We start from the raw sequence: 20,201 nt of genomic DNA on the forward strand, positions 1-20,201 counted from the left end.
AAGCTTTCATTGAGAAACCGTGTTTTTCGTATTTTCTGCCGCGGTCATATCGATATCGGCCAGTTCTTTGGGAACGTAATTTTCGTCATGCTTGGCTAGTAAGCCTTCGGCAACGAACACGCCGTCTGGCCGAAGGCGGCCATCGGCAACAACGCCGGAGCCTTCCACAAACAAATCAGGTGTAATACCGCGATACGCAACCTTTTGGGTGCGCTCTTGGTCTTGCACGATGAAAGTTATGGAAACACCGTCAGCGGCGCGCACAATCGAACCCTTCTGCACCATCCCGCCAAGCCTGATGGCCTTTCCGGGCTCGACATTAGCGGCCACCAATGTTGTGGGCGTATAGAAATAGGATGCTTCCTCACGCAAGGCGGAGGCGGCAATCAGTCCCGCTCCAATCAATGCCACCACGGCGATCAAAGCTAATAACAAACGTTGATGTTTAGGTTTCATGGCTGTTCCCGCAATGCGTCTGCCGAAGCCTCAGCCCGGCGCATGGAAAAATAGCTCGAAATTATAAGCCAAAGCATGCCGATCCCAGTAACCGCGAAAGACGCGATAATGAAAGGTGCGTGAGGCATCAGCCTTGCGCCATCCGGCGCATCCGCGCTTCAATCCGCATTTCCGCCAGTGCTGCACGCATCCGCATCAGGACGAGCGCCCCGAATAACAGACTGAAACCCGCGACAGCGACAAACAAAGGCACCAGATAAGCCGTATCGATGGTTGAACCACTTAAGGTAATGCTCGCCTTTTGATGCTGGCTTTCCCACCAGATAACCGAGCGGTTGATGATCGGAATATTGATCGCGCCAATGATACCAAACACGGCGGCAACGCGGCTGGTGTCGCCTTTCTCGCTTGAAGCATTAGAAAGCGCGATATAGCCGAGATACAGGAAAAAGAGCACTAACATAGACGTCAAGCGTCCATCCCAGACCCACCAAGTGCCCCATGTTGGCCTTCCCCAGATGGAACCTGTAATTAGGCAGATTGCCGCGAAGGTCGCACCGGGAACGGCAATGGCACGCGCCGCAACGCCCGCCAACGGGTGTCGCCATACCAATTGCACGATGCTGGCAATCGCAATGCCGGTCCATCCCCCCATACCAAGCCACGCGGCGGGAACATGGACGAAAAGAATTTTGACGGTATCGCCCATCAACCGTTCGGTCGGGGTAAAAAACAAGCCCCATATGCACGCAATGAGTGTCAGCAACAGCCCCGGCCAGAACAATGCCGGGGTAAGCGGCTTTGCAATACGCAAGAATCGGGCAGGATTGGCAAAGCGATGCATGATTAGGCAGCGCCTTTAGCACCGCCAAAGCGTTACGCCAATGGATTTGCGATCATCTGCCAATAAGCTTTTGTGCCATATTGTCGGCAACTTCGGCTGGCGTCTGGCCAGTTGAATCACTTTCGGACCAAATGGCGGTCAGGCGCCCCGGAATGGCATCAATGCGGCGATTTATTTCTGCATCGTCAGCATTTTCAATGTGGCGTAAAACATTGATAATGCCGCCTGCGTTGATGACATAATCTGGCGCATAAAGGATACCGCGATCCGCCAAGATCTGGCCCTCTAGCCCTGTGGCCAATTGGTTGTTCGCGCCGCCAGCAACGGCCCGCACTTTTAGGGCGCGCACGCTCGCTTCTGTTAGGATAGCGCCCAAAGCACATGGGCTAAAAATGTCTGCGTCGATGTTCATGATTTCGTCCGCAGTGACGCTGGTGCCGCCAAGTTCCGCGGCGAGGTCGGTGGCACGTTGCGCGTTGACGTCGGCCAATGTCAGCTTTGCGCCTTGTTCTGCAAGGTAACGCGCCAGACCGCCGCCGACACTGCCTACGCCTTGAATAGCGACGTGAACGCCCGACAGGCTATCGGTGCCAAAAGCATGCTGTGCAGCCGCTTTAACGCCTAGATATACACCGCGCGCGGTATAGGGACCGGGATCTCCACCTTGCTCCGGCAAGCCGGCAACGTGCGCTGTGACCTTCGACAAGGAAACCATATCGGCCTCTGACATGCCGACATCCTGCGCCGTGATATATTTCCCGCCGAGCGAATCAACAGCTCGCGCAAAGGCATCCAGCATAGCCTGCGCTTTGATGCGTTGCGGATTAGCAAGAATGACCGCCTTGCCACCGCCAGCCGAAAGCCCAGCCATCGCATTTTTGTAGCTCATCCCGCGCGACAGACGCAGCGCGTCGATAATCGCGGCTTGGGAATCGCCATAATGCCAAAAACGTGTTCCGCCGGCTGCTGGCCCCAAAAAAGTAGAATGCACAGCGATAACGGCCCTTAGCCCCGTCGCGCGGTCGTCAAAGACGTGCACCGCTTCATGCGAGTCAAAATCAGGTAGGTCCCAAATGGCGGGCATGATATTTTTCCTTGTGCGAAAATGCCCCTCAGGCAATTGGAATCATATTACGATAAAACGTAATAATATTACGCAAAGTAAATGTCACACAGATTTTGGAGCAGAAGAAATGGGGCGACCGAGGGGTCTTGAACCCCCGACCTCTGGTACCACAAACCAGCGCTCTAACCAACTGAGCTACGGTCGCCATAGCGCCACTGAGGCAGGCGCGATCCCGTTATTCGGTCTATCCTTAGACCTCAAACTTATAATGTGCCGAGCCCTAGCCCGGCACATGAAATTTTACTTTTTGAGGCTGAGGCCACCAAAACGCTTGTTGAACTGAGCCACACGGCCACCAGTGTCAAGCATACGGCCCGAACCGCCGGTCCATGCAGGGTGTGATGTCGGATCGATATCCAGAGCAAGCGTGTCGCCTTCCTTGCCCCAAGTGGAGCGTGTTTCGAAGACGGTGCCATCGGTCATCTGCACCTTGATCATGTGATAATCGGGGTGAATGTCGGCTTTCATACATAATTCCTTTCTTCAGTCACCGGTTTCCGACCGGCAACCCTAAATTCGGAAGCGCCGCGCATAGCGGTGAGCGGATAAGATAGCAACATGGAAATATCACAGAACGCGGCTGTGCCGGATTTATAGCGTCGCGCTATTCAAGCCCAAGCCGTATACTGCTGACACTAAAACGCGTTGCTCCCCCGGTCGTAATCCTAACCCCAAGTTCAGGATGACGCAAAGTCCTGACGCCAATAAATCAAGCAGGTGGTTCGGCAATCATTGCCATAAATTCGGCCTCAGCAGCGATTTGGTCGCCAACCATGGCACGTCCGGCAAATTTGCACACACGGGCACGCTTCTGCACAAATTCCACGTGCAAATGCATCAGACATCCCGGTTCAACCGGGGCTCGGAACTTGGCATTGTCGATTGACATGAAATACACAAGCTTACCCGAACCGATCAACCCGAGGCTTTCCATCGCCAAAACGCCGGCCGCCTGGGCCAGCGCCTCAACAATCAGAACACCCGGCATGATGGGCCTTCCGGGAAAATGCCCCTGAAAAAACCCTTCATTCATGGTTACGGCCTTAACCGCGCATATACGCTCGTCGACGACAAGCTCCTCTACGCGATCGACCAAAAGCATGGGGTAGCGGTGCGGAAGCACCGCCATGACCCGCCGCACGTCATAATTGCTGAAATCGCCCCCCGACATAAAGTCTAGCGGCTTTCTGGCTGCGCTGCGGGTGTGGCGGTACGGGCTTGAGCCGCCGCAGCCGCTTGTGCTTGCTGGGTCGCGGCGTTGATCAGTTGCTGAATCTGCTGATACAAAGCGCCAATCTGGCGCGACGGACGCCAACCAGCAGGTGGCGTTATCGTCACCGATGGGACAGCCTTGTCAAGTTCAGCCGTAATCGCAGGGGTAACGTCAATCGCTTCTGGTGCCCACACGAACGAATCAGGCGTAAGGATGACATTGATTTTCTTTGCGGTAATGACTGCTTGCTGTGCAGCGTCATATTTCAATGCAATCTGCTCGACGGCATAAAGCTGCGCCAGCACGATAGGGTCCTGAAGTGTATTAATTTCAGACTGTTTTGTGTCGATTTGCTTCAGCAAGGGGCTGTTCGCCTTAACCGCGACGTCAATCTCCGCCTGCGTCAGTTCCTTGTCCTTGTTGATATCCAGCTGCGCATTCAGATTGTTGATCTCAACGCGCTTGGCTTGCAATTGCTGAGCTACGCTCGCGTATAGCGTTCCGATTTGCTGATAAGCAGTCCCAAGGGCCTTTGAACGGGTAATGGCAACGGCCGTATCTGAGGTAGCGATACCTGATACTTGGGCAGATGCTGGGACCGAAATGGCAGCCGCCGACATAAAGGCAGCGGCGATAATGTTTTTACGAATTTTCATTAGAATTGCGTTCCTACGTTGAATGTGAATAATTTTGTGTCATCACCCTCCTGCGTTAGGAGAGCGCGGGCGATATCGATCCTGAACGGACCAAAAGGTGAGTTCCAGTTAACGCCAAAGCCAACCGACAAACGCGGCTTCCAACTGTCACCGAAAAAGCGTTCTTCGAAACGCAGCGCGGCAACCCGGGCCGAACCATCGGCATTGGTAGCTGTGGTTGATGTTTGAAGCGTACCAGCGGTATCTACGAAATAATATAATGGCGCGCCTTGCGTGCCGTTCGACAGCACTTCACGCTGGGGCACCGTCTGCAAAATAGGTCGTGTCACATCAAACACAGACCCCACATCGACGAACATGGAAGGACGCAAGCCCAACTCTCTGGCGCCGCTACCCAGCGGAATTTGAAGTTCAGCACGGCCAAGATAATAGAAACGTCCGCCGATAGCATCGTCCTGAATCTGGTTGCGATCCGTCAGCGGTGTATTCACCGCCACTCCGTTTACAACCTGACTTTCGAAGAACACACGCTGCACGCGTGGACCGATGCCGCGAATGTCGAACCCGCGCATTTGCGGTTCACCCAGATAAAAACGGTCGGTCAGCCGAACATCGTCAATACCCTGCGAGGCCAAACCGCGGTCTTCCAACGCATGGATATACCCACCTTCAAACGACAATCCGAAAACGAAGTTACCGAATGGCTTCCAATATTTGTCGGCGTTAATGCGCGTTTTCACATATTTTACGTCACCGCCAAGTCCGGCAAAGTCTTGGCTTATACCAAAGCTTTGGCCGCGTGTCGGGCGGATACGGTTGTCGCGATCATCATAAAGCAACGTATAACCAATGGAGGACGTGACACGCTTGCCGATCGCATCGCACAGAAAACGTCCGGCAATGATTGGGTCGCATGACGGTAGAAGCGGGCCTAGGCCATCGGGGTCGGAGAAGAAGGTGTTCTCATCCAGTGAAATATCATCCTGGCTCAACCCATAACGTGCCTGAAAGTAAATATATTCATTAACAGGCACACCAACGCGCACTTGCAGACCTGTTGTAGCTTGCTCATATGTCGTGTTGCGTTGGTTATTGAAGAAGTTGAAGCTGTTTAAATCACGACGGAAAATGTCGCCCGATATGGCTATGGAACGATCAAACAAATAGGGCTCGGTAAAGCCAATTTCCGCTGATTTCGAATAAGATGAATAGGAAATGTTCGTCCGCAATTCCTGCCCCAAGCCACGGAAATTTCGCTGCTTGATCGCACCTTGGAAAATGAAATTTTCAATCGATGAAAATCCAGCCGATAAAGACAATTCGCCGGTCGCTTTTTCTTCGACATTGGTGCTCAGGATGATGCGGTCGGGGCCACTGCCCTGTTCCTGCTCAACTTCCAGGTCTTCCTGAAAATATCCAAGAGATTTGATACGTTCGGCGGTCCGCTTTACCTGAATACTATTAAAGGCATCGCCTTCGTTCAGGCGGAACTCGCGACGAACGACCTTGTCTTGTGTCAGCGTGTTGCCGTTAATGTTTATCCGTTCCACAAACACGCGCGGAGATTCGGCGACATTAAACGTGATGCCCATGGTCAGCGTATCTTTGTCCCGCTGGAAATCTGGGTTTACGTCGGCAAAGGCATAGCCAAACAAACCTGCGGTCTCCGACAGGCTTTCGACGGTGTCTTCGACCATTTTGGCGTCATACCAGTCGCCTTTTTTCATACGCAAAGTCGCTGTCAGGCGATCTGAATCAAAATCACGGATTTGGCTCTCAACCTTGACGTCACCAAATTTATACCGGTCACCTTCTTCCACCACATAAGTGATGATGAAGTCCTGCTTATCAGGCGTCAATTCGGCGACTGCGGAAACAACACGGAAATCGGCATAGCCCTGTGTCAGATAAAATTGACGCAGCTTTTGTTGGTCGAACGCTAAACGGTCTGGATCATAGCTGGTGCCAGAGCTAAAAAACCGGTAAAAACGCGCTTGCTTGGTGACCATCTCACCGCGCAACTGACCATCGGAAAACTTATCATTGCCGATAATGTTGATCTGCTGAACCTTGGACTTGGGCCCTTCGGTAATTTCGAAAACAATATCCACGCGGTTCTGGTCGAGTTGAACCAGCTTGGGTTCTACAACAGCGGCAAAGCGCCCTTGGCGCTTGTACAGCTCCACAATGCGCGCAACATCAGCGCGTACCTTGGATCGCGAATAAATCTGGCGCGGTGCAAGTTTAATTTCTGGTTCAATTTTATCATTCTTGATGCGTTTATTGCCTTCAAGAATGATGCGATTCACCACGGGGTTTTCGCGCACCTCAATAACAACGGCGCCGGCGTTATTGCGGACAGCAACATCCGCGAACAATTCCGTCGCATAAAGGTCCTTCAACGCCTGGTCACCCGCAACCTGCGTCCACGCCTGCCCCGTGCGCAAGCGAATGTAGGACCGCACAGTGTCACCCTCGAGTCGCTGCGTACCAACGACAGTGATAGATTGAATGGTTTCAACGGGCGCAGCTAACTCCGGCTGCGCAGCGGGCGTCGCCGGCGCAGTCTGCGCAAAAGCGGGGGCCATGGATCCCGTCGCGGCAAGCGCCGTCGAGCCCATCAAATATATGCCAAAGCTTTTGAATTTGCCGCAAGGTCTACTTTTCATTGTCATCCGATCTGATGTCCGGTCCCCACAGGGCGTTGGCAAACTGCCACTAAAATAATTTTGCGTTCCCTGCCCGATGCAGCGCGCGCAATCAAGTATGCAATGCCCTCAACCGCTTCCGAAAAGACCGAAAGACGCTAGGTCGTTGAATGTTACCATGATCATAAATGCCGCCAGCATCGCAAATCCTGCACGAAACGCCCACTCCTGCACTACTGGCGTGGCTGGACGCCGACGCACTGCTTCGACGGCATAAAGCAACAAATGCCCTCCATCGAGCATTGGGATTGGCAGGAGATTGATGAACCCTAAGTTAATTGAGATCAAAGCCGCAAGGCTAATGAATGTCAAAATGCCAAGACTCATCGCCTCGCCCGAAACTTTCGCGATTTTCAGCGGACCACCGAGTTCTGAAATGGGCCTGCGACCGGAAATAATCTGACCAAGACCAATGACTTGTTGGCGCAATATATTGCCCGTTTGCACCACCGCAGCCCAAGGTGCTTCTAGAAGGCCGACTTCACGGACTTCCATTTTACTGGCTCCAATACCTAGGCGACCAATGCGGTATTCATTACCGAAACGATCCACTTCGATAACCTCAGCTACTGTGGCTTCTTTCACCATATGCGCGCCGTCGCGTTCGATTTCCATCACGATTTTTTCGCCTGGAATCATAATGACTTCGCTTGCCATAGCGTCGAAGGTTTCGACTGTGCGATCATTCAATGTCAGGATACGGTCACCTGTTTGCAAACCAGCAACAGCAGCCGCGCTATTCGGTTGAACGACATCAACCACCGGCGGCGTCACCGATTTACCAAACGCCAACAGGAAACCCATCGCGATGAGGATGGCCAAGATGAAATTGACCGCAGGCCCAGCGAAAACGATCAAAGCCCGCTGCCACAATGTTTTGGATTGGAACGTCTGGTTGCGCTCATGTTCCGGTAATTGCTTCCAATTTTCGTCAGCTTGGCTCGCAGGATTCATGTCGCCTGCAAATTGGACAAAGCCGCCCAAAGGCAGCAAGCCAATGCGCCACAGCGTGCCGCGTTTATCGACCCTGCCCCATATCTGCGGGCCAAAGCCGATGGAGAATTTCTCTGCCTTTACGCCAAACCACCGGCCCATGGCATAATGACCAAGTTCGTGCACGACGACCAGCGAACCGATCAGCACCAAAAATGCAAGCATCGTCAAAAGAATATGGGGTGATTCAGTGGCCACTCGTCAGTTTCTCCAATTCGACACGCGCATATTGCCGCGCGTCTGCATCAACGCTGAACAGATCTTCCAAATTTGCGGGCGCATCTGGCACATATGCCGTCAACGTCGCCTCAACTAAGGCCGCAATATCCAAGAACGTAATCTGGCCATTCAAAAACGCCGCAACGGCAATTTCATTAGCGGCGTTCAAAATGGCTGGCTTTGCCCCGCCCTCGGCAATCGCAGCGCGGGCAAGCCGAAGCGCCGGGAAGCGCGTGATGTCTGGCTTCTCAAACGTCAACTGCCCAATGGCGGCTAAATCCAGCGGCTTGCACGTTGTCTCTATGCGCTCCGGCCATGCCAGCGCACTGGCAATGGGAATACGCATATCTGGCGATCCAAGCTGCGCTAAAGTCGAACAATCGACATATTCTACCATCGAATGGATAACCGATTGGGGATGGACGAGGATATCGATCTTATCCAAGCCCACAGGAAACAAATGATAGGCCTCAATCAGTTCAAGGCCCTTGTTCATCATGGTCGCAGAATCGATACTGATCTTTGCGCCCATGTCCCAATTGGGATGCGCCACAGCCTGTGCTGGCGTTACGCCCCGCATCTCCTCAAGCGAGAACGAGCGAAATGGCCCGCCACTCGCGGTCAGGGTTATCTTGCGGACCTGGTCAATCTTACCGCCCGCTAAGCACTGAAATATCGCGTTATGCTCGCTGTCGACGGGCAAGAGAGCTGCGCCCGAACGGCGCACCGCAGCCATCATCAATGCACCTGCGGAGACCAATGCTTCTTTATTGGCCAAAGCGACCGTCTTTCCAGCCTCGATTGCAGCCATCGTAGAGGGCAATCCAGCGCAACCGACGATAGAGGCCATTGTCCAGTCTGCATTGCGCCTGGCGGCCTCCACAAGCGCCTCTGCGCCTGCTGCGGCTTCTATCCCCGTCCCTGCCAATGCGTCTTTGAGGTCGGCATAGGCCGCGTCATCCGCAACAACCGCCAGCTCAGCATCAAATTCCTGCGCCAATTGCGCAATAGCATTGGCATTGCCGTTTGCCGTGAGCGCGACCACGCGATATTGGCTACGATGCTGGCGAATGAGATCCAGTGTCGACAGTCCGACCGAACCAGTGGCGCCAAAAATGGAAACGCTGCGGGTCATGGGGTCAACTAGCCGCCACAGTTTGATACAGCGTGACGACACCAGCGGCGAAAGCGACGGCGATAAGCCCGTCCGTCCGGTCAAATAAGCCGCCATGGCCAGGTATCAATCGTCCGGAGTCCTTCACCCCTGCCCGTCGTTTCATCCAGCTTTCGAAGAAATCGCCCATTTGCGCGACCACCGCCAACGCGGCCCCCGTTAGCATGAGGCGGAACCAACCATATGCCAGATAGACATCGCCGTCGCCCGCATCACCGCCCCTGAAGGTGTAGATGCCTGCTTGAATGATAACCATCATAAGGCCCGCACCAATCATGCCGCCCAAAAGACCGGACCATGTTTTGGACGGACTAATCCGTGGCGCGATTTTGGGTCCGCCGATGCTGCGCCCTGCGAAATAGGCACCGACATCGGTGCCAATAACAGCTGCGATCAGCATGATTGCCGGCGTCATGCCAAAGACAGGCGCGCTGAACAGAATCAAACTAAAACATGCAAGACCGACATAGATCGCGCCGCCCAATAGCCAAAACATCCGCGCCTGCAGGCTATGCGCAAAACCAAGCACCAATTTGGCAAATTCAAAAAGCACGCCAAGGCCAATGGCAATTACCAGAGCCATAAAGGCAAAACCGCCCAGCCAGATCGCAACTATCGCAACCGACATCATGGCGACGCTCGACAATGTCCGTATGCCCAAGTCCGAGCGGGGTTTCAGAAGCGGCACAACCTTATCGTTCATCGACCACCATAGCGCCGTTCGCGGCGGGCAAATGCGTTCAGCGCGGTCGCAAGTTCATCCTTGTTGAAATCCGGCCATAAGGTTTCGGTAAACCAGAATTCGGCATAAGCCGCCTGCCACAACATGAAATTGGACAGCCGTTGTTCCCCCGATGTACGAATAAGCAAATCCAGCGGCGGCAGGTCCGCCGTGTCCAGATTGGCCTCAATGCTCGCCGCGCTAATTTCGCCTTGCGCAGCAGCAGCACGGGCGGCGCGGACCATCTCATCTTGTGCGCCATAATTCAGTGCGACCGCCAAAGTCGTGCGGCTGTTCTTTGAAGTCCGCGCGATAGATTCCTCAAGCATCTCCACAATATCTGGCGCTAATGCTTTGTAATTTCCAATAATTTTAAGGCGCACATCGTTAGAGGCAAATTCATCAAGATCAGATTTGATAAAGTCGCGCATCAGGCCCATCAGGTCGCTGATTTCATCCTCCGGCCTTTTCCAATTTTCGCTGGAGAAGGCGTATAAGCTCAATGTTTCCAGCCCAAGCTCACCCGCCGCGCGGACGATATTGCGGACAGTCTCCACCCCCCGCTTATGCCCCATCGCCCGCGGCAACATGCGCTTTTTCGCCCAGCGACCATTGCCATCCATGATAATCGCGACATGGCGCGGCATTTTGCCGGTGCCCGCGGCAATACGCTCTTGAGCTTCAGCGACAGCCATCAGTTACCTAAACCCGATGCAGTTAAAAGGTTGGCCAAAATCACTGGCTCAGAATTTCCTTTTCCTTATGCGCAGCCGCGTCATCGACGGCCTTGATCATGTCATCGGTCATTTTCTGGACTTCAGTTTCCAACCTTTTGCGCTCGTCTTCGCTGATTTCCTTCTTGTTTTCATCGGTCTTCAGCCCGTCATTGGCATCTCGACGGACGTTGCGAATCGCGATTTTCGCTTTCTCCGCATATTGGCCCGCCAGCTTTGCAAGCTCTTTGCGACGATCTTCGGTAAGGTCGGGAATAGGCAAGCGCAGTGTCTGGCCATCAGTGATCGGGTTCAAACCAAGGCCTGCTGAACGGATGGCCTTTTCCACCGGCGTAACATTTGACCGGTCCCATACTTGCACCGAAAGCAAACGCGGCTCTGGCGCGCTGACGGTTGCAACTTGGCTCAACGGCATGTGTGATCCATACACTTCAACCACAACTGGATCGAGCAAGGTCACATTGGCGCGGCCCGTGCGTAAGCCCGAAAGATCGCTTTTGAGTGATTCTACAGCACCCTTCATGCGGCGCTCTACATCGGTTTTGTCATATTGCGGCATGGATCAGTTTCCTTCGCTTGTTACCACAGTTGAAGTGCCGCTTCCGTCGAGCACTTTCAGAATATTGCCTTGTTCGCGGATTGAGAAAACCACGATAGGAATGTTGTTGTCACGGCATAAAGATACCGCGCTGGCATCCATAACCTTCAGATTATCTGCTAAGACACGGTCATAACTTAATGTTTCATAACGTTTTGCAGTTGATACTTTTTTGGGATCAGCATCGTAAACGCCATCGACCGAGGTGCCTTTGAACAATGCATCACACTGCATTTCCGCCGCGCGCAATGCCGCGCCACTATCGGTTGTAAAGAATGGCGCGCCAACGCCAGCGGCGAAAATGACAATCCGCCCCTTCTCCAAATGCCGTTCCGCACGGCGGCGAATGACCGGCTCGCACACCTTATCCATCTCAATCGCGGATTGGACACGGGTGGGGACACCAAGTTGTTCCAGTGCGTTTTGCATCGCCAGCGCGTTCATGACGGTGGCAAGCATGCCCATATAGTCGGCCTGCGCGCGATCCATGCCCTTGGCCGCACCGGACATCCCGCGGAAGATATTGCCCCCGCCGATGACCAAGCACAATTGCAGCCCCGTATCCTGCGCCGCCTTTACCTCTTCGGCCACGCGAGCGACCGTGTCGGGGTCAATGCCATAGGCTTGGTCGCCCATAAGCACTTCGCCTGATAACTTCAGAAGAATGCGACGATATCCGTGCGCGCCCATAATATCCCTCACCCTGATACGATAATGGCGCCCAGCTATAGGAGCCGCGCGCCACATCGCCAAGTGCTTATGCCGTATTTTAATAGCGGCAAATAAACTCCGTTCGCACCCCGCTTATCGCGATGCGAACGGCGGTTTTATTGTTACGCGCCAACCGCAGCAGCCACTTCGGCTGCAAAGTCAGACACTTCCTTTTCAATGCCTTCACCCAGCTGGAAGCGGACATAGTCCTTCAACACGATGGGCTTGCCAGCTTCTTTACCAGCGGCGGCCACAACATCGGAAATCGGTGTCTTGCCGTCCATGACAAATGGCTGGCTCAACAATGCATTTTCCTTGGCAAATTTCTTCACAGCGCCTTCAACCATCTTTTCGACGATATCAGCAGGCTTGCCGCTTTCCGATGCCTTTTCACGGGCAATGCCGCGCTCACGCTCAAGCGTTTCAGCATCAAGGCCGGTTTCGTCAAGCGATAGCGGGAAGGCAGCGGCGATGTGCATCGCCAATTGCTTACCAAGACCATCGAGCGTCGCAGCGTCTGCTTCGCTTTCAAGCGCCACCAGAACGCCGATGCCACCCATGCCAGGCGCGGCAGCGTTATGGACATAAGAAACAACACGGCCATTGCTGACCGAAAGCGACTTCACGCGACGGATAACCTGGTTTTCACCGATGGTTGCGATATTGTTGGTCAAACGATCCTGAACCGTCTCACCACCGCCATATGGCGCGGCCAAAACAGCATCGGCTTCGTTAGCAGCCAAACCAAGCGCAACTTGGCTAACGGCAGCAACAAATTCTTGGAACTGTTCGTTCTTGGCGACGAAGTCGGTCTGGCTATTGACTTCGATAGCCGTGCCCTTGGTACCTTCTACAGCAACACCTACAAGGCCTTCAGCCGCCGTGCGGCTGGATTTCTTAGCAGCAGTTGCAAGGCCCTTGGCGCGCAGTAAATCTACTGCGGCTTCGATATCGCCATTGGTTTCTTCAAGCGCCTTTTTGGCGTCCATCATGCCAGCGCCGGAAAGCTCACGCAGTTCCTTGACGGCTGAAGCAGTAATTGCAGACATAAATTTGTCCTTTCGAATGTGCGGGAGGCCAATCGACCTCATTAAAGTTCGTCCCCCCGCAAAACCGGGGATCCAACACCTGAGCTTACAATATATGCAAATGTCAGGGTCGCCCCCGCTTACGCGGGGGTGACGACAAATTGATTACGCTTCTGCGGCAGGCGCTTCGGCGGGAGCTTCTTCCGCAGCAGGCGCTGCTTCTTCGGCAACTGGCGCAGCTTCTTCAACCAAATCTGGTTCAGCCGCTGGCTCAACTTCCGCGCCAAGGTCAACGCCCTTGGCAACCTTAGCGTTTACATTGCCCTTGGTTGCCGCAGTGGCAACGGCGTCGCAATACAAACGAATGGCGCGTGCGGCGTCGTCATTTGCAGGAACAGGGAATGCAATGCCGTCAGGCGATACGTTTGAATCGAGGATCGCGATCACTGGAATGCCCAGAACATTGGCTTCCTTGATAGCAAGCTCTTCCTTGTTGGCGTCAACAACGAACATGACGTCAGGAATGCCGCCCATGTCGCGGATACCGCCAAGGCTCATTTCAAGCTTGTCGCGCTCGCGGGTCATTTGAAGAATTTCCTTCTTCGTGAAACCGTGCGTGTCACCCGAAAGTTGCTCTTCAAGGGTCTTGAGCTTCTTGATCGAGTTTGAAATGGTCTTCCAGTTGGTGAGCATGCCGCCCAACCAACGATGGTTGACGAAATGCTGACCTGATGCGCGGGCCGCATCGGCGATTGGGCCTTGGGCCTGACGCTTCGTGCCAACGAACAATACCTTGCCGCCAGACGAAACGCTCTGCGCAACGAAATCAAGCGCACGTGCGAACAATGGCACGGACTGCGACAGATCGAGAATGTGGATGCCGTTGCGCGCGCCGAAGATATACGGCTTCATACGCGGGTTCCAACGGTGTGTTTGGTGGCCGAAATGGGCCCCAGCTTCAAGCAATTGCTGCATGGTAACGACAGGTGCCGCCATGGTACTTCTCCTTCCGGTTGAGCCTCTGGGAAACTAGAACTTCACTAATGCCTGAAAGACATAGATCAGCACCGGTATGTGCGTTTCCCATGTGGAATGTGGGGTCCGTTATAGTTCGTGAGAGGATTCGTCAAGCACCATTGGGCGGTTTACGGCCTAAAGCGGGCATTGCGGTATTAACAACTGGTTCGCCCTCCATTTTATCCCGCGTTGTTCTTTTTACGAGATATCGCTTGACATAAGAGAACAAATAGTGAACAAAGGCTCAAATCCGGTGTAAAGCCGAATCAGCCCTCCGTCCAATTTGGGGTGTAGATCAAAAAGGATAATGCCATGACAATCATCGCTTCGCTTCTCTTCCTCACTGCCCTGGGTGCGTCCATTGGCGTGATCACTTTATCCATTCGCAACGCCATGCCGCGTATCCAAGAAGTCATCGATATGGAATTTGCGCCAGCGACGCAGCGGGAACGCCGGATCATCTTGGGCGATATGCGGCGCCTAGCACCTGCAACAATCATTGCCTTTTCGAGCACAACCCGCGTTCAAAACGGCAGCCGTTTGGCGGCTTAAAAAAAACGCGCGCGGTACGATTAGCCGCCCACGGCAATCGCCATCAAAATGGATTTGCTTTTATTTTGAACCATAGAGGTGCCCGCAATGCGGGCACTTTTTTGTGCGGATCATTTGCGCATGGGAGCGATAATTATGGCTCGTCCCCCGATACAAAAAAGGGCGGGTGCTTTCGCCCCGCCCTTTTTACCAATTTCTTGGCGTGTGTCTTAGTTGACAGCGTCCTTGAGCGCCTTGCCAGCTTTGAACTTTGGCTGAGTCGATGCCTTGATGGTCATTGGCTCACCGGTGCGTGGGTTACGGCCGGTCGATGCCTTGCGCTTTGCAACGCCGAAAGTGCCGAAACCTACGAGACGCACTTCGCCACCGCTCTTCAGAGCGCCAGTGATGGCTTCAAATGTTGCTTCAACGGCTTTGGCAGCGTCAGCCTTGGTCAAACCGCTTGCTTCGGCTACTGCACTAACGAGATCTTGCTTGTTCATGTGGGAACCCCCTCTAAAAATTATATGAGACTCACTAATTGCTTAATTGAGTCGCGGCCCAGGCCGGTTCTCGGATAATGAGGAGATTGTTGACACTGTCAAAGGAAATATCGGCCTAAAACGGTCATTTTCTGTGAAAAACAGCGCGTCCTGCGAATTACATACAACTAAAGGCAGAACGCGCCGGCTTAATGTGTCACCGAAGCCCCATTTTCTCCACCGATTCCCGCTGGCAAAGCCGCCGCCAGATCATCGGCCTCGGTCCACTCAACCGCGACCAATGGTGCCACAAGTGCACGGGCCAGAACTTGGTCAACATGGCTGACAGGAATGATTTCGAGACCATTTTTGATATTTGCCGGAATATCTGCGAGGTCCTTCTCATTCTCTTGCGGAATGAGAACGGTTTTGATCCCACCGCGCAAGGCCGCCAGCAATTTTTCCTTCAAGCCGCCAATAGGAAGCACCCGACCGCGCAAAGTCACTTCGCCAGTCATGGCCACATCACGGTGCACCGCAATACCCGTCAGGGTCGATACGATGCAGGTGACCATGCCGATACCAGCCGACGGTCCATCCTTTGGCACGGCGCCTTCGGGAAGGTGGATGTGCACATCCTTGCGGGCAAAAAGGCTGGGCTTGATGCCATAGCTCGGTGCACGGGCCTTCACATAGCTCAAGGCGGCCTGAATAGACTCGCTCATGACTTCACCAAGCTTACCCGTCGTTTTAATCTGCCCCTTACCGGGCACCGTAACGGCCTCGATTGTTAGCAATTCGCCGCCAACTTCTGTCCAAGCTAGGCCCGTCACTGCGCCAATCTGGTTTTCTTCCTCGCCCATGTCATGGCGATATTTGCGGACACCCGAAAAATCGGCCAGATTTTCCGGCGTAATGGCAATGCTTTTATCTTTGCCTTCCAAGATGCGGCGCAGCGCCTTGCGCGCCAGCTTTGCAATTTCGCGCTCCAAAGTCCGAACACCCGCTTCACGCGTGTAATAACGGATGACGTCACGCATCGCGTCGTCGCTGATGGAAAACTCATCTTGCTTCAAGCCATGGGCTTCGATTTGCTTTTCGATCAAATGCCGCTTGGCAATTTCAAGCTTCTCGTCCTCGGTATAGCCTTCCAGACGAATGATTTCCATCCGGTCCAATAAGGCTTGCGGCAAGTTTAAGCTGTTTGCAGTCGTCACAAACATGACGTCCGACAAATCAAGGTCGATTTCGAGATAGTGATCGTTGAACTTATTGTTCTGTTCAGGGTCAAGCACTTCGAGCAAAGCCGACGCGGGGTCGCCGCGGAAGTCCTGCCCAAGCTTGTCAATTTCGTCGAGCAGGAACAACGGGTTCATTGTCCCCGCCTTTTTCAAGTTTGCCGCAACTTTACCGGGCATCGAACCGATATAAGTCCGACGGTGCCCGCGAATTTCCGCTTCGTCACGCACGCCGCCCAAGGATTGGCGGATGAATTCACGGCCCGTGGCCTTAGCAATCGACTTACCCAACGACGTCTTACCCACGCCGGGAGGGCCAACGAGGCACAATATTGGCCCCTTCAGCTTGTTGGTGCGGGCTTGCACCGCCAGATATTCAATGATCCGGTCCTTCACCTTTTCCAATGCAAAATGGTCGGCATCCAGCACGCCTTGCGCCTTGGCGATATCCCGCTTCAGCTTTGACCTTTTGCCCCAGGGTATACCCAGCAAGGTATCGAGATAGTTACGGATCACGGTCGCTTCTGCCGACATGGGCGCCATACCGCGCAGCTTTTTCAATTCTGCATTGGCCTTCGCCTTTGCTTCCTTGGACAGCTTCATCGTGTCAATCTTGGATTGAAGCTCGGCAACTTCGTCGCCGCCTTCGCCATCATCATTGCCAAGCTCGCGCTGAATCGCCTTCATCTGCTCATTCAGATAATATTCGCGCTGGGTCTTCTCCATCTGCCGCTTCACGCGGCCACGGATTTTCTTTTCAACCTGCAAAACGCCAAGTTCACCCTCCATGAAGGCAAAGGCCATCTCAAGGCGGCGTAGCGGGTTAGCTTCGACCAACAAGGACTGCTTATCCGAGACTTTCAATTGTATGTTCGCCGCCACCGCATCAGCAAGCGCAGATGGTGTGCTGATCTCGGTCAGTTGCACCGCCGTTTCGGCCGTCATTTTCTTATTCAGCTTCGAATAGCTCTCAAACTGCTCGTTAACCGACCGCATTAACGCAGTGGCCTCCGGACCTTCGACATTCGCTTCGGTGATCAGGCTGATATTGGCCTCGACATGATCACCACCGCGGTCAATAAGATCCCGCAATTCTGCCCGCTGCTTGCCCTCGACAAGCACGCGCACGGTGCCATCAGGCAGTTTCAACAACTGCATGATCGTGGCAGTAACACCGATAGTATACAGATCATCCTTGTCAGGATCATCCTCCGCAGGGTCAAGCTGGGCGACAAGGAAAATTTCTTTGTTGGCTGCCATCGCCTTTTCAAGCGCAACCACAGATTTGTCGCGTCCGACAAACAACGGCACAACCATGCCTGGAAAAACAACAATGTCGCGCAACGGCAATAATGGAAGGTTCAGATCCATAGCTACTCCAATTGGCGGTCACCCAAAACGGCAACCCACCTGTTCCCCCTCAATATGAGTGCTTTGCGCATGCTTTCAATGCATGAGCATCACTTGCACGCATTTAACTGGGGAAAACCGAGGAGATTTAGGCCATTACCGCCTTTAACCTTGTTAAAAGGGTAGCTTGAACCCTGGAGGCAGTGGCAAGCCGCTGGACATCTTACCCATTTCGGCGTTGCTGGCGGCATCCGCCTTTTCGCGGGCGTCGTTGAAGGCGGCGGTAATGAGGTCTTCGAGCATCCCTTTGTCAGCTGGCACGATGAGGCTGTCATCCAGTGCAACGTTCAGAATGCGGCCTTTTGCAGTCGCACGGACTTTGACAAGACCGCCTCCGGAAACGCCTTCCACTTGAATAGTGTCGAGTGTCGCCTGCGCTTGCTCCATCTGCTGCTGGATGTTTTGGGCGGCTTCCTGCGCGGCCTTAATCATCTCTTCCATGCTTTTCATGCGCTTTTGCTCCATTTCATGTCATTCTCGTCGCTGTCGAGCAGCTCCGCCTCTGGAAACGCGGCAAAAGCCGCTTTGACCAAAGGTGACTCCAATATAATTCGTTTAGCCGCCTCGGCTGCCGCTTGCTCTTGCTCGAGCAAGCTTGGCTGCGCTTCCCCGGCGCGCTCCTCGAGGTCCCAGCGTGTGCCGGTGACCTTAGCCAAGGCATCGCGCAATTCCGCTACGAAGTTCGGCGCAACTGGCCCCGCCAGTTGATAGGCCAGCGAAGGCGGCGCGTAATCCACGATACGCATCACATCGCGCAAGGTCATTTCAAGGCTAACAAAACCATCCCGCGCTAATCGTTCCAACAGCGCAGTGAAATTCGCCGGCATCAATGTCTGCACATTTGCCGTTGGCGGCGCATCGCTTGCAGTGGGCGCAGACGAGGGCGCTGAAGCAAGAGTTGGAGCCGTAAACGCACCTTCGCCGATCATCTTAGCTAGCTCGCCAGGGTCCGGCAGCGTTGCGGCATGAACCACACGCAGTAGTGCCATGTCCGCCGCATCAAGGGGAACAGAAGCCCGGGCGACCTCCTCTTGCCCCTTCAACAACAACTGCCATAAACGGTGCAAAACTGGGAAGGATAAACGGTCGGCGTGATCTTCGACCACAGCCGCAGCGGCGGCATCCAAGGCACCATCACGCGGCGCGCCAACCTTGGCGAGCGTGAGCCGATGGACCTCGGACAAAAGGCCGGCAAACATCGCCAGCGGTTCAACGCCCAAAACATACTGGTTCTTTGCCTCGGCCAGCATCGCTTGCGCGTCGCCTGTAAGTATAAGCCCAAACAGACGGCGGATTGCGCCACGGTCGGACAGGCCCAACATGTCGCGGACTTGCGCCGCAGTCACCTGCCCGTCGCCTTCCATGTCCGCATGGGCAATGGCTTGGTCGAGGATGGAGAGGCCATCGCGCACCGAGCCCTCGGCCGCTTGCGCGATTAGGGTCAATGCCTCCACTTCGGCCGCGACGGCTTCCTTGGCAGAGATTTCCGCAAAATGCGCCGAAAGCATCTCGGTCGGTATCCGCTTCAAATCGAAACGCTGGCACCGCGACAATACGGTGATTGGAACCTTGTTCACCTCGGTCGTGGCGAACAGGAATTTAACATGCCCGGGCGGTTCCTCCAAGGTCTTCAACAACGCATTGAATGCGTTTTTCGACAGCATATGCACTTCGTCGATGATGTAAATTTTGTACCGCGCAGACACGGCGGAATAGCGCACAGCCTCAATAATCTCACGCACATCGTCAACACCGGTGTGGCTTGCGGCGTCCATTTCGATAACGTCAATATGCCGCCCCTCGGCGATAGCAACGCAAGGTTCGCAGGTGCCGCAAGGATCAATAGTTGGCCCACCCTGCCCGTCGACTCCAATGCAGTTTAGCGCTTTAGCAATTAGCCGCGCGGTAGAGGTCTTTCCCACCCCGCGCACGCCGGTCATCAAAAATGCATGCGCCAGCCGGTCCCGCTTAATCGCGTTGCCCAGCGTCTGCACCATGGCATCTTGCCCAATCAGCTCGGCAAAAGTCTGTGGCCGATATTTGCGTGCCAAAACGCGGTAAGCCGCGCCGCCTGTCGCCGCAGTAGGTTGGGCGGCGGCGACTACTGGCTTGGCAGCTGGAGGCAAATCCAGCCCCAGGCCCAATGCGTCATCGGGCATATTTGGATCGCGTGTCGCGAAATCTGGGCTGTCGGAGTCGGGCATTATCATCATATTAGATTGGTCACCGACCTTTGTCGAAGCCTTCTCCACCGAAACACGGGGAAAAGTAGGAGCCGAATGACCCGCAGCGAATTCGTTGTGGCTGCTTCCGTCAGGATCTGACCAGGTTGGCGAGTGCCA

At 54.3% G+C, this 20,201-nt stretch carries 21 protein-coding genes and 1 tRNA gene; 1 reads left to right on the forward strand and 21 read right to left on the reverse strand.

What is annotated here, in order from left to right; genetic code table 11:
- Positions 1-6: 6 nt before the first annotated feature.
- The 17 genes from ccmE to rpsB all read right to left on the reverse strand — a co-directional run bounded on the left by ccmE (position 7) and on the right by rpsB (position 14,177).
- Positions 7-456: a cytochrome c maturation protein CcmE gene (ccmE, locus tag ACILP4_RS03905; protein ID WP_395619438.1), complete on the reverse strand. Its 450-nt coding sequence runs from the start codon at positions 454-456 to the stop codon at positions 7-9.
- A complete protein-coding gene (gene ccmD, locus ACILP4_RS03910; protein WP_395619439.1) occupies positions 453-584 on the reverse strand; it encodes a heme exporter protein CcmD in 132 nt (43 codons plus the stop codon). The genes ccmE and ccmD overlap by 4 nt, the downstream gene beginning before the upstream one ends.
- A complete protein-coding gene (gene ccmC, locus ACILP4_RS03915; RefSeq protein ID WP_395619440.1) occupies positions 584-1,300 on the reverse strand; it encodes a heme ABC transporter permease CcmC in 717 nt (238 codons plus the stop codon). Before ccmC ends, ccmD begins: the two co-directional genes overlap by 1 nt.
- A 52-nt stretch (positions 1,301-1,352) precedes the next feature.
- Complete coding sequence (locus ACILP4_RS03920) at positions 1,353-2,384, reverse strand: Leu/Phe/Val dehydrogenase (protein ID WP_395619441.1); 1,032 nt, start codon at positions 2,382-2,384, stop codon at positions 1,353-1,355.
- Between the two features lie 110 nt (positions 2,385-2,494).
- Positions 2,495-2,571: transfer RNA gene (locus ACILP4_RS03925), tRNA-His, on the reverse strand.
- A 95-nt stretch (positions 2,572-2,666) separates the two neighbouring features.
- A complete protein-coding gene (gene rpmE, locus ACILP4_RS03930; RefSeq protein ID WP_125230382.1) occupies positions 2,667-2,894 on the reverse strand; it encodes a 50S ribosomal protein L31 in 228 nt (75 codons plus the stop codon).
- A gap of 241 nt (positions 2,895-3,135) precedes the next feature.
- Positions 3,136-3,597: a 3-hydroxyacyl-ACP dehydratase FabZ gene (gene fabZ, locus ACILP4_RS03935; RefSeq protein WP_125230383.1), complete on the reverse strand. Its 462-nt coding sequence runs from the start codon at positions 3,595-3,597 to the stop codon at positions 3,136-3,138.
- Positions 3,598-3,602: 5 nt separating this feature from the next.
- Positions 3,603-4,295 (reverse strand): OmpH family outer membrane protein, encoded by a 693-nt coding sequence (locus tag ACILP4_RS03940; RefSeq protein ID WP_395619442.1) that lies wholly within the window; start codon positions 4,293-4,295, stop codon positions 3,603-3,605.
- Positions 4,295-6,916 carry an outer membrane protein assembly factor BamA gene (bamA, locus tag ACILP4_RS03945; protein ID WP_395619460.1) on the reverse strand — a complete coding sequence of 874 codons (2,622 nt, stop codon included), beginning with the start codon at positions 6,914-6,916 and terminating at the stop codon, positions 4,295-4,297. Before bamA ends, ACILP4_RS03940 begins: the two co-directional genes overlap by 1 nt.
- Positions 6,917-7,072: 156 nt before the next feature.
- Entirely contained in the window at positions 7,073-8,161 is a 1,089-nt protein-coding gene (rseP, locus tag ACILP4_RS03950; RefSeq protein WP_395619461.1) for an RIP metalloprotease RseP, read from the reverse strand.
- A 22-nt stretch (positions 8,162-8,183) separates the two neighbouring features.
- Positions 8,184-9,350: a 1-deoxy-D-xylulose-5-phosphate reductoisomerase gene (locus ACILP4_RS03955; RefSeq protein WP_395619443.1), complete on the reverse strand. Its 1,167-nt coding sequence runs from the start codon at positions 9,348-9,350 to the stop codon at positions 8,184-8,186.
- A gap of 4 nt (positions 9,351-9,354) precedes the next feature.
- Positions 9,355-10,092 (reverse strand): phosphatidate cytidylyltransferase, encoded by a 738-nt coding sequence (locus tag ACILP4_RS03960; protein ID WP_395619444.1) that lies wholly within the window; start codon positions 10,090-10,092, stop codon positions 9,355-9,357.
- Entirely contained in the window at positions 10,089-10,805 is a 717-nt protein-coding gene (gene uppS, locus ACILP4_RS03965) for a polyprenyl diphosphate synthase (protein WP_395619445.1), read from the reverse strand. Before uppS ends, ACILP4_RS03960 begins: the two co-directional genes overlap by 4 nt.
- Positions 10,806-10,845: 40 nt before the next feature.
- Positions 10,846-11,403 (reverse strand): ribosome recycling factor, encoded by a 558-nt coding sequence (gene frr, locus ACILP4_RS03970; RefSeq protein WP_395619446.1) that lies wholly within the window; start codon positions 11,401-11,403, stop codon positions 10,846-10,848.
- A gap of 3 nt (positions 11,404-11,406) precedes the next feature.
- Complete coding sequence (gene pyrH, locus ACILP4_RS03975; RefSeq protein WP_395619447.1) at positions 11,407-12,132, reverse strand: UMP kinase; 726 nt, start codon at positions 12,130-12,132, stop codon at positions 11,407-11,409.
- 143 nt (positions 12,133-12,275) lie between these two features.
- A complete protein-coding gene (gene tsf / locus ACILP4_RS03980; protein ID WP_395619448.1) occupies positions 12,276-13,202 on the reverse strand; it encodes a translation elongation factor Ts in 927 nt (308 codons plus the stop codon).
- A 144-nt stretch (positions 13,203-13,346) separates the two neighbouring features.
- A complete protein-coding gene (gene rpsB, locus ACILP4_RS03985; protein WP_395619449.1) occupies positions 13,347-14,177 on the reverse strand; it encodes a 30S ribosomal protein S2 in 831 nt (276 codons plus the stop codon).
- A 333-nt stretch (positions 14,178-14,510) separates the two neighbouring features.
- Between rpsB and ACILP4_RS03990 the strand changes: the two genes are divergently transcribed.
- Positions 14,511-14,750: a hypothetical protein gene (locus tag ACILP4_RS03990; protein WP_395619450.1), complete on the forward strand. Its 240-nt coding sequence runs from the start codon at positions 14,511-14,513 to the stop codon at positions 14,748-14,750.
- Between the two features lie 209 nt (positions 14,751-14,959).
- Here the strand turns inward: ACILP4_RS03990 and ACILP4_RS03995 are convergent, their stop codons facing one another.
- From ACILP4_RS03995 to ACILP4_RS04010, 4 genes are all read right to left on the reverse strand, one after another.
- The gene (locus tag ACILP4_RS03995; protein ID WP_395619451.1) at positions 14,960-15,232 is read right to left on the reverse strand and encodes an HU family DNA-binding protein; all 273 of its coding nucleotides are present in this window, start codon (positions 15,230-15,232) and stop codon (positions 14,960-14,962) included.
- Positions 15,233-15,420: 188 nt separating this feature from the next.
- The gene (lon, locus tag ACILP4_RS04000; protein ID WP_395619452.1) at positions 15,421-17,820 is read right to left on the reverse strand and encodes an endopeptidase La; all 2,400 of its coding nucleotides are present in this window, start codon (positions 17,818-17,820) and stop codon (positions 15,421-15,423) included.
- 153 nt (positions 17,821-17,973) lie between these two features.
- On the reverse strand, positions 17,974-18,309 hold the full coding sequence (locus ACILP4_RS04005; RefSeq protein ID WP_295494387.1) for a YbaB/EbfC family nucleoid-associated protein: 336 nt from the start codon (positions 18,307-18,309) through the stop codon (positions 17,974-17,976).
- The gene (locus ACILP4_RS04010; RefSeq protein WP_395619462.1) at positions 18,306-20,018 is read right to left on the reverse strand and encodes a DNA polymerase III subunit gamma/tau; all 1,713 of its coding nucleotides are present in this window, start codon (positions 20,016-20,018) and stop codon (positions 18,306-18,308) included. Before ACILP4_RS04010 ends, ACILP4_RS04005 begins: the two co-directional genes overlap by 4 nt.
- Positions 20,019-20,201: the final 183 nt, after the last annotated feature.

Source organism: Sphingorhabdus sp. (assembly GCF_044239045.1).
Classification (GTDB): Bacteria; Pseudomonadota; Alphaproteobacteria; order Sphingomonadales; family Sphingomonadaceae; genus Sphingorhabdus_B.